We start from the raw sequence: 7,614 nt of genomic DNA on the forward strand, positions 1-7,614 counted from the left end.
TCGATCTTGATGGCGAGCGCCATCAGGCGCGCGATGCGCGGCACGCGGCCTGCGGCAGTGACTTCGGCGATCGGTCGCGCGCCTTCAATGATCTCACGCCGCCTGTGCGATCGAGTGGCGAAGTGGATCGGCCTGGTCACGGTCATGTCTGGCATGTCACCTCCTCAAGCGTGGCATCGTCCTGCGCGTGGAAGGTCACGCTGAGCGACTCGCTCGCGGCGTCGTACTCGACGCTCTGGACGAGCAGGTGGATGAGCCGCTCTCGCTCGGTGGAGGCCAGCGCGGTCCACATGGGATCGAACGCCTCCAGCGCGCCAACCAATTCATCCTCATCGAGCATGCGGTTCCGAAGCGCCGTGAGTCGAGCATCAAGGCGCCGCTGCTGAGCGGTGAGCGCGCCGATCTCGGAGCGCAACTCGCTCGCACGTGCCGCACTGCCATTGCGATCTTGGCCAGAGTCCACCAGTTCGCGCAGTGCATCGCGCGCGGCGAGATGTCGAGCGGAGACGCCCGTGCGTTCCGCGTCCAGCTCGTCGACGCGCTCTCGCAGCTGTTCCTGCGCGCCGCGGACCGCCTCCGCCATCAACGCGTCGTCGCGACCCAGGGATCGAAGCTGGTCCACCACGAACCGCTCCAGTTCCTGGGCAGGAAGCGAAGGGGCAGGGCACTCGCTCCAGCCTCGCTTCTGGGCGTTCGTGCAGACGTAGTAGCGGTAGTGCTTCTCAATGCCCGCCTTTGACCGGTCGCTGGCGTAGTGGTGGATCATCGCGCAGCCGCAGGCCTTGCAACGCACGAGCCCCTTGAGGAGCGCGCCGTGCTTGTTCCCACTGCCGCGACCGTCACCGCTGCGATTGGCCTTCAGCGTCTCCGCGACGCGGTCGAACACGTTCTGATCGACGATCGCGTCGTGGAGTCCGTCGTACACATCGTCCTTGTGTTTCACCTTGCCGAGGTAGGCAACATTGGTCAGCAGACCAAGAAGCTGCGGGGGCTCAAAGCCCCGCCCGCCTTGGGCCACGCCGCCCTTGGTCGTCCACGACTTGTTCCTCCAGCCCATCTCGTCGAGCCGTCGCATCGTCTTCAACACGGAGCCGCACTCGAGGTAGAGCTCGAAGATGCGACGCACGCGCTCCGCTTCAGCAGCATTGACCACGAGTCGGTTGCCGCCGGGCAGCCGATCGATGTCGTAGCCGAGGATCGGGCGCCCGCCGCTCCACATGCCCTTGCGCTTCGTGGCTGCGATCTTGTCGCGCGTGCGCTCCGAGATGATCTCGCGCTCGAACTGCGCGAACGAAAGCAGAATGTTCAGCGTGAGCCGACCCATCGAGTGGGTCGTGTTGAACTGCTGCGTGACCGAGACGAACGAGACGCCGTGCCTCTCGAACGACTCCATCATGCGCGCGAAGTCGAGCAGCGATCGGCTGAGGCGATCGACCTTGTAGACGACGACACAGTCGATCAATCCGGCATCGATGTCAGCGAGAAGGCGCTGCACGGCAGGGCGGTCGATGTTGCCGCCGGTGAATCCGCCGTCGTCATAGCGCGTGGGGATGCAGCGCCAGCCCTCAGCCCTCTGGCTCGCGATGAACGACTCGGCGGCCTCGCGCTGTGCGTCGAGCGAGTTGAAGTCCTGGTCCAGGCCCTCCTCGCTCGACTTGCGCGTGTAGACCGCGCAGCGGATCACGCGATCGGATTCGGCTTCGCGCTGGCGCTTGGTCATGAGTTTGCCGCCTCCCTGGGCTTCGTGAGCCCGAAGAAGAGCATGCCGTTCCAGTGCGAGCCGGTGATCGCGTGGGCGACCGCGCTGAGCGAGCGGTAGGTCTCGCCGTCGAGCTCGAATCCGTTCGGCAGGATGGTGACGCGGTACTCGCGGCCCTTGAAGCGGCGCGTGAGCAACGCGCCGGGCGGCGGGACGCGACCGTCGCGGTCGATGGCAAGTTGCGCCGTGGCGGCGAGAGAGCCCCGAAGTGTCGGTGGCGGGGCCGGTGGTGGTCGAAGGCGAAGATCGGCGTCACGCGCCAGTTCGCGCGCGAGTGCTCGTGATCGCTCGATCGCACGCTTGGCGAGATCGCCCTCGGCGAGCGCCTGAATCCGCCAGGCGACGCGGCGGAAGAGCCACTGCCTGTTGCCCGAGCGCGCTGGTTCTCCGAAGACGTCGGCGTATCGCTTCTGGAGCTGGCCGACTGTCATGCGTTCGAGGGCGGCGATCTGCTTGGTAATGGAGTCGACTTCGATCATGCGTGCTCTCCGACATCGGGCCCGTTCTGCGTGAACGGCACGGCCAGTGGCACACTGAGCCTCAAGTCCGCCGAGAGTGCAAGGCCGTCAACGGCAGGATCTGCCGGCTCTTCGCGAGGTTCCGCCCGGGCGGCGATGGCTCGCGCGATTCCGCTCGCGACGATCGCCGCGAGTTCGCTCCGGCGCTGCCGTGGCGAGATGGTGGGGGCGCGTGATGCCCTCGGCCGCGCAGGGCCGCTGCGTCCGGGCATGGGGGTGTCCTTCCGCCCCCGCTGTCAACGGGCGGGTGGCATCCCTCTACATCTGCATGTACGGAAAGGTTGTCGCACCTCTTTCCGGAGGCGAGTCAACAAGGGGGTGAGCCGAGAAGGGATTTGAGAGCCATGTCGGCGCGAGGTCGTTCGAATCCTCCGGCTCGTCGCTCCTGCCAATCATGCGGGCCTGCAGTCGGAGGGTGCTGCGGGCGACGATGCTCGCGATCTCGTCGCATTGCTCGGCGTGAGATAAGCGTCGGACTAGTGGTGGCCGAGTCGCGGCGACATCGCAGAATCCTCGCAGAGGGGGTGAATGTGCGACCACCCGTGGTCGGTCGAATAGGCTCGGATTCCAGGCAAGGAACGAAAGGCAGCCGTCCTTACGCGGGGGCGGGGCGGGTGTTGAGGTGTTCGCCGTGGATCTGAGAGCCGACGCACGAAGCGCCCTCAACCTGGACCTCGGATGACACGCCGCAGCGCGTACCGCGAGACCCGCCTTGCCCCTCCAACGCCGGTACACTACCGGGATGGCTCCATCTGACAGCCCGCCTCTGGCCGACCCAGAGATGCCGTTCAAGGGCATTCTAGACGCCCTGCGAGTCCGAAAAGACGCCCTCTCAGTGAGTCTTGTCGCGGAGGCCGACAGGGTCGCTAACCACCATGTTTATTCCATGGTCGTGGACTTAGAGAGTGCTCGCGCGTTCATGGAGCACCATGTGTGGTGTGTCTGGGACTTCATGATGCTTGCCAAGTCGGTCCAGGTCGGATTGGGTTGCTACGAGCTCCTTTGGGTTCCGCCCGCGGACACCGATGCGGTGGCAGCGATCAATGCGATCATCGCCGATGAAGAAGCGGACATTGGCCCAGATGGCCTCAAACATAGTCACTTTGAGATCTACCTGGGCGCCATGAAGGAAGCGGGAGCATCGACGAGATCGATTGACGCCTTCCTTTCCCGCCTTCGGATCACTCGCGACCTGATCCCATCTATGCTCGATGTGGGCGCCACACCGCCAGCCGTACGGTTCGTTCAGGCGACATACAAGTCTGCTACGGGCCCGATCCACGCGAGGGTTGCAGCGCTGTGCCTGGCTCGCGAAGAGCTTGTGCCGCGATTGCTATCAACACTCCTGACCAACTTGCCCAATGACTCGTGCCTGTCGATGTTTCGCTGGTACATAGAGCGACACATTCAGGTCGACTCAGCGACACATGGACCACTGAGCGCCACTCTGTACTCTAATACTGTAAGGAATGACGCTGTTGTGGAGCGCGAGGCGCTAGAATCGGCAATCGAGGCGATTAGAGCGAGAGGACAGTTCTTGGATAGCATTGCCGATGCGCTCGCACGGGTTGCCAGCGCCAATACCCCATCGAGCTTCGCCAGGTCGAAGGTTTAGAGGAGTTGCCCAAACATGCCAAACAACAGGTCGGCGCCGTTCCTGCTCGTGGTGATTGCGGCGATTGTTGCCCTAGCAGTGTCGCTGATCGTAGTAAAGACTTGGCAAGTCGCGCCGACTGGACCTGTGACCAAGGAGCACGCTTACACCCGAGTGCTCCAGACAGGTACTTTGCGAGTGGGGTACGTCGCCTATCCGCCCGCCACGATAGTTGATGCTAGCGGCAAGAGAATCACTGGAATCTTCCCCGCGCTCCTCGAGGACATCGCGAGTCGTACGGGCTTGAGAGTTGAATTCGCAGAGGAGGTTGGCTGGGCGACTCTGATCGAAGGACTGGACACTGGTCGGTACGACATCGTCGGCGGCCTTTGGGCAAATCCAAGCCGCGGGAAGGCTGCCACGGTATCCGCCCCCGTGTATTTTAGCGGCGTCGGTGTTTGGGTCCGGCCTGACGAATCGCGCATTACTCCCGCTGACAACTGGGAGTCAATCAATCGCCCTGAGATTCGAATTGCGGCAATTGATGGATCAACTCCTCTGTCGATTGCCAAAACGCAGTTCCCCAAAGCCACTTTGACCACCTATCCAAATTTGACGAGCGAGTCGCAGTTGTTTCTCGATCTTGTCAGCAACAAGATCGATGTATTCTTTGCCGAGCCTGCTCAAGGTATGCTCTTTCTTCAGGCAAACCCCAACTCGATTCGCAACATAGCGTCCACCCACCCCATTCGAGTGTTCGCAAATGTGTTTCTTATGCGAAAGGACGAGTTTCAGTTCAAGAACATGATTGACACTGCAATCGCGGATCTTCAGAGCTCTGGTCGGGTTGCCGAGGTGCTGCGGGAGTACGAGCCGATACCTGGCGCCTTTTATCGCGTAGCGCCGCCGTATGCACCGCTTGATAGCAAGCCAGATTGATAGTGATGCTGCGTTGCGAATACCACCGAGATGCTCCAAGTACTGCAGCAACACTGGCGGGAGCTACTACAAGGCCTAACCGTGACCCTGAAGCTTTGCGGGATCGCGTGGCTGATAGGGTTTCCGTTAGGTATTGGGTTTGGCTTGGCAGGTGCGAGGTGGCCGCGAAGTGCGGGGCGAGTCCTCCAAGCTATAGCGGTGCTATTCGCGGCCGTGCCCGTGCTCGTTGTGTTGTTTTGGCTTCACTATCCGGCTCAAGCGATGCTCGGCATGGTCATCGATCCGTTTCTCACCGCAACCGTCACCCTAATGGCTTACACCGCGATCCTGGTCGCAGACGCTGTCAGATTAGGGTTAGGCGACTTTCCTGCGCAGTTTGATGTTGCTGCAAAGGTTTGCGGTCTCCGCCACAGCCAGATTCTTCTTCGAATCAAGCTTCCCCTGATGTTTCGCCGGTTGCTTCCAACCGCACTCTCAATCATCGTAGTCATTTTGCAGGCATCGCTGTTCGCGTCGTTGATATCTGTTAACGAGATATTCCGCGTCGCACAAAGAATTAACTCCATGGTCTACAAGCCGGTGGAGTTATTCACCGCCTTGGCTCTGTTCTTCGTCGTCGTCTGCGTCCCTCTTCATATCGCCGCGATCGTGCTTCGGTATCGTTACACAAGGGACGTGTCTGAACGATGATTCGTTGTGTCGACCTTTATAAATCGTACGGACACACTCGGGTTCTGGGCGGCGTGAGTTTTTCCGTCGACAGTGGTCAGATCCTTGCAGTGCTTGGTTCCAGTGGCACGGGGAAAAGCACACTTCTAAGAGTCTTGAGTGGTGTCGAGGGGTTTGATCAAGGGCATCTCGTAGTTGACGGATGTCGTCTCGAGCCTGGGGGAGAGGCGGCACTGAGTCAGGAGGAACTGTGGCCAAACATCACGATGGTCTTCCAGGATCTGTTCCTGTGGCCTCATCTGACTAATCGGGAGAACCTCCTCTTGCCTGCACGGAATCGTCATGGGAGCAAGGCGGAGGAAATCTGCAACGCGTTGATCGAGCGGCTAGATCTGTCGGGATTCATCGATAGGCATCCCAACGAAGCATCCCGCGGTCAGCGCCAGATTGTTGCAGTCGCGCGAGCGCTCGCATTGAAACCTCGTGTCCTACTGCTCGATGAGGTGACCGCATCCTTAGATATGTCGCGGGCAGTAGCACTTACTGCAGCCCTGAGGGAAGTGGCGCAATCAGGGACCACCATTCTGCACGTAACCCATCAACTGGGATTCGCGCGACACACGGCCGACTCAATCATGTTTCTAGAGAATGGAGCAGTTGCTGAGTTTGGAAGCATCGATATTCTCAACACCCCGGCCTCTTCTGGGCTTCAGGCATTCGTAGCCTTGGCTAATCGCGCGAACTAGGGATCGGCGGCGATGTGACTCGCGCGGTTACATGAGAAAGTACGCGGTGAAGGGATGAGGTCGGACCGTTGTCAACTCCTGCTCGCACAAGCTTCGCGACGTCCTCTGAGGCCCATACTGACTGATTGTGTTGGTTGGCCGCGAACTGAATGGCATCGGCCAGCGTTATTCGATGCGAGAGCTCGGGAGTCAAGTGCCGCCCTGTGCGGACGCGGAACGCTGTTGATTTCCACGCGATGCGAGTGCCGAGGGCTTTGGGGTCCCGGCTCAAGAGGGCCGCAAGGATCGAAGAATCGAATAGCTCAATCAATGGGCCGAGCTCGAAGAACCATCGAATGTGTTGGCTCGCCATTGCATCGGTAGCGTGTCCGAGACCTATTACAACATATGGTACAACAGTATCTGGAAGGTCTGCTATTGCCTGCGCTAGCGCGGGCTGCGAGGGCGTGTCGCTTAGCGCGAATATACATGGAATCTTTGCGTGGAGCTCGGAGCGAAGCCTCTCTAGAAGGGCTAGGTATTCAAGATGCCACGTCATCGCGCCGGTACGGATTCGCTGAAGATCGGTCATGCAGATCGCGTATGCACCGGTTGCCTTTGCAAGCTCCTCCGTTAGCTCGCGGCGCTCATCGACATCCAAGAATGCCCCCTCGCCTGAGAGGTTCTTTGCGTGGCTTCTAAGCCGATTGCTGAACCCGCGGATCAGACTTCTCGTTATGACGCGATGTTCCCTTGAGTCAGATTGTAGGAGTTCTCCAACAAGAGTGGCGGCAGCGATGCAGTCCGATTGCACAGCGGACGTCGATGCAACCTGCTGACTGAGTGGAAGAAGAGCCGACCGCATCAGGCCAACTTCGCGGACCACCTCGTGGACCGCCCCGTCTACCGTAACCTTCGCGCTCGTTAACAACGCGGCAATTGAAGCGTCTCCTTGATCCTTGAAACTGGCGCGAGCTGCTGTTGCCTGATCCGCCATCTCAAGCATCTGCTCGCGGTGTCGCGCAACGAAGCCATACAGGAGCAGAATCGCCTGGGCTAGGCCAAGGACCAAGGACGCCGTCAAACCGAGCCCCACGCTGAGCAGGTGGACGAATCGCTCGGAGGAGGCCGACGCATGCGAGACTGCAGAATCAAGTGTCGCGGGGTCGGTGAGTGGAGGTAGATCCGGCAAACTCAGTTTGACAATCCAACTGACCGCTCCCGTCAACGACAGAACGATTGGGATGCCGACAACAACAACAAAAATGACCGCGGTAAGTACCGGATTGTTGAGGAGAAGTAGACCTAGACGCTCGACACGGTTCGTGGGCTGCGCGTTGGCCTGATCCATGGGCAGATCCAAATCTGGCCTGAGTGTATCCGAAGCAGCTGTATCAGCAGGGACTGATC

The 7,614-nt window shown here is 60.3% G+C and carries 8 protein-coding genes; 4 read left to right on the forward strand and 4 right to left on the reverse strand.

The window, feature by feature from the left end; translation table 11 throughout:
• Positions 1 to 142 precede the first annotated feature (142 nt).
• Genes KF724_12510 through KF724_12520 form a run of 3 tightly spaced genes read right to left on the reverse strand, consistent with a single transcriptional unit; the run spans position 143 to position 2,489 of the window.
• Entirely contained in the window at positions 143 to 1,720 is a 1,578-nt protein-coding gene (locus tag KF724_12510; GenBank protein ID MBX3356510.1) for a recombinase family protein, read from the reverse strand.
• Entirely contained in the window at positions 1,717 to 2,238 is a 522-nt protein-coding gene (locus tag KF724_12515; protein ID MBX3356511.1) for a DUF2924 domain-containing protein, read from the reverse strand. The genes KF724_12510 and KF724_12515 overlap by 4 nt, the downstream gene beginning before the upstream one ends.
• Positions 2,235 to 2,489, reverse strand: coding sequence for a hypothetical protein (locus tag KF724_12520; GenBank protein MBX3356512.1), 255 nt, complete (start codon positions 2,487 to 2,489; stop codon positions 2,235 to 2,237). Before KF724_12520 ends, KF724_12515 begins: the two co-directional genes overlap by 4 nt.
• Positions 2,490 to 3,019: 530 nt before the next feature.
• On the opposite strand from KF724_12520, the gene KF724_12525 reads away from it, so the two are divergent.
• The 4 genes from KF724_12525 to KF724_12540 all read left to right on the forward strand — a co-directional run bounded on the left by KF724_12525 (position 3,020) and on the right by KF724_12540 (position 6,225).
• Positions 3,020 to 3,892, forward strand: a complete 873-nt coding sequence (locus tag KF724_12525; GenBank protein MBX3356513.1) for a DUF3050 domain-containing protein — start codon at positions 3,020 to 3,022, stop codon at positions 3,890 to 3,892.
• 15 nt (positions 3,893 to 3,907) lie between these two features.
• Positions 3,908 to 4,810, forward strand: a complete 903-nt coding sequence (locus tag KF724_12530) for an amino acid ABC transporter substrate-binding protein (protein ID MBX3356514.1) — start codon at positions 3,908 to 3,910, stop codon at positions 4,808 to 4,810.
• An 81-nt stretch (positions 4,811 to 4,891) separates the two neighbouring features.
• Complete coding sequence (locus KF724_12535; protein MBX3356515.1) at positions 4,892 to 5,500, forward strand: ABC transporter permease subunit; 609 nt, start codon at positions 4,892 to 4,894, stop codon at positions 5,498 to 5,500.
• Entirely contained in the window at positions 5,497 to 6,225 is a 729-nt protein-coding gene (locus tag KF724_12540; GenBank protein ID MBX3356516.1) for an amino acid ABC transporter ATP-binding protein, read from the forward strand. Before KF724_12535 ends, KF724_12540 begins: the two co-directional genes overlap by 4 nt.
• On the opposite strand, the gene KF724_12545 is transcribed toward KF724_12540, so the two are convergent.
• Positions 6,209 to 7,614: hypothetical protein (locus KF724_12545; GenBank protein MBX3356517.1), on the reverse strand; the 1,406-nt coding region annotated here is incomplete at its 5' end. The genes KF724_12540 and KF724_12545 overlap by 17 nt on opposite strands.

It is taken from the genome of Phycisphaeraceae bacterium (assembly GCA_019636735.1).
Lineage (GTDB): Bacteria > Planctomycetota > Phycisphaerae > Phycisphaerales > SM1A02 > VGXK01.

Excerpts from the sequence above, each read along its gene's own strand:
- KF724_12510 (MBX3356510.1), bottom strand. The coding sequence starts at position 1,720 with ATGACCAAGCGCCAGCGCGAAGCCGAATCCGATCGCGTGATCCGCTGC.
- KF724_12515 (MBX3356511.1), bottom strand. The coding sequence starts at position 2,238 with ATGATCGAAGTCGACTCCATTACCAAGCAGATCGCCGCCCTCGAACGC.
- KF724_12520 (MBX3356512.1), bottom strand. The coding sequence starts at position 2,489 with ATGCCCGGACGCAGCGGCCCTGCGCGGCCGAGGGCATCACGCGCCCCC.
- KF724_12525 (MBX3356513.1), top strand. The coding sequence starts at position 3,020 with ATGGCTCCATCTGACAGCCCGCCTCTGGCCGACCCAGAGATGCCGTTC.
- KF724_12530 (MBX3356514.1), top strand. The coding sequence starts at position 3,908 with ATGCCAAACAACAGGTCGGCGCCGTTCCTGCTCGTGGTGATTGCGGCG.
- KF724_12540 (MBX3356516.1), top strand. The coding sequence starts at position 5,497 with ATGATTCGTTGTGTCGACCTTTATAAATCGTACGGACACACTCGGGTT.